The sequence below is a fragment of the Pseudomonas sp. GCM10022186 genome (assembly GCF_042656385.1).
Taxonomy (GTDB): Bacteria; Pseudomonadota; Gammaproteobacteria; order Pseudomonadales; family Pseudomonadaceae; genus Metapseudomonas.
The window spans coordinates 1-1,055 of sequence record NZ_JBHSOU010000031.1; the positions used below are offsets into that span (position 1 = coordinate 1).

Annotated in this window: 1 protein-coding gene; it reads right to left on the bottom strand. The window is 67.2% G+C overall.

Going from position 1 to position 1,055, the window contains the following annotated elements; translation table 11 throughout:
* Positions 1-257 precede the first annotated feature (257 nt).
* Positions 258-1,055, bottom strand: a 798-nt coding sequence (locus ACFPU0_RS14155) for an IS110 family transposase (protein ID WP_377693717.1), incomplete at its 5' end; no start/stop codon positions are given.

Here is a 1,055-nt window from a genome sequence, read left to right on the forward strand (position 1 = left end):
TCCATATATGGACTCCTCCCGGTTTGCCAGCGACCGGCTTTGTTTTCGAACCTGGGTACGACTGCTTCCGTATATCCGGTGTTAGGGGACTGCTTGCCCCACGCACCCTGATGAAGGTCCGCCCATGTGCGCCTGATCGCCCTATCGGCCTTGCATGACAGCTGCAGAGGGCCCGTGGATATTCCAGGTTTCACACATGCCGGTTCGACCGGTTCGTCATCATTGCCTGTCACTGTGCAATCGGTGTGGAACGTGCGCTACGACGGTACTGCCGGTGTGCCTCCGCCGGGCTGGTAGTCGGTCTCCCGGCTGAGCAGGGCCCAGAGGATCCGGGCATTCTTGTTCGCCAGGGCGACCGTGGCGGTGTTCTGGTTGCGCCGCTGCAGCAGCGCCTGTAGCCAGCGGCTGCGGGCATCGGTTTTCGTCGTGCAGGTGCGCACCACCGCGCGGGCGCCATGGATCAGCAACGTGCGCAAGTAGGTATCGCCGCGCTTGCTGATCTTGCCCAGGCGCGGCTGCCCACCCGTGGAGTGTTGCCGGGGCACCAGGCCCAGCCAGGCGGCGAACTGGCGGGCCGTGCGGAACTGCCGGGCATCGCCGACGGCGGCCACCAGCGCCGAGGCGCTGATCGGACCGACGCCTTCCACCGCGAGCAGGCGCTGGATGCGCGCATCGCTGCGCACCTGCTGCTGGATGCGCTGATCCAGCCGGGCGATGCGCGCATCCAGGGCCTGCAGTTCGTCCTGCAGCTCCGTCAGCAGCGCGTCCATCGGCGCCGGTAACGAACCGTGTTCGCCAGCCCCCACCTGCCTGAGCAACTCGCCGCTGGCGGCCCGCCCACGTCGGCTGCTGACGATCCCGAACTCGCCGAGCAGGCCGCGCACCTCGTTGCTCAAGGCGGTGCGCGCCCGCACCAGCCGGCTGCGAATCCGATGCACGGCTTGCGCCGCCTGTTGCTCGGCACTCTTCACCGGCACGTAGTGCATGCCGGGTCGGCTGGCCGCTTCACAGATCGCCTCGGCGTCATGCGCATCATGCTTGTCGCCTTTGACGTA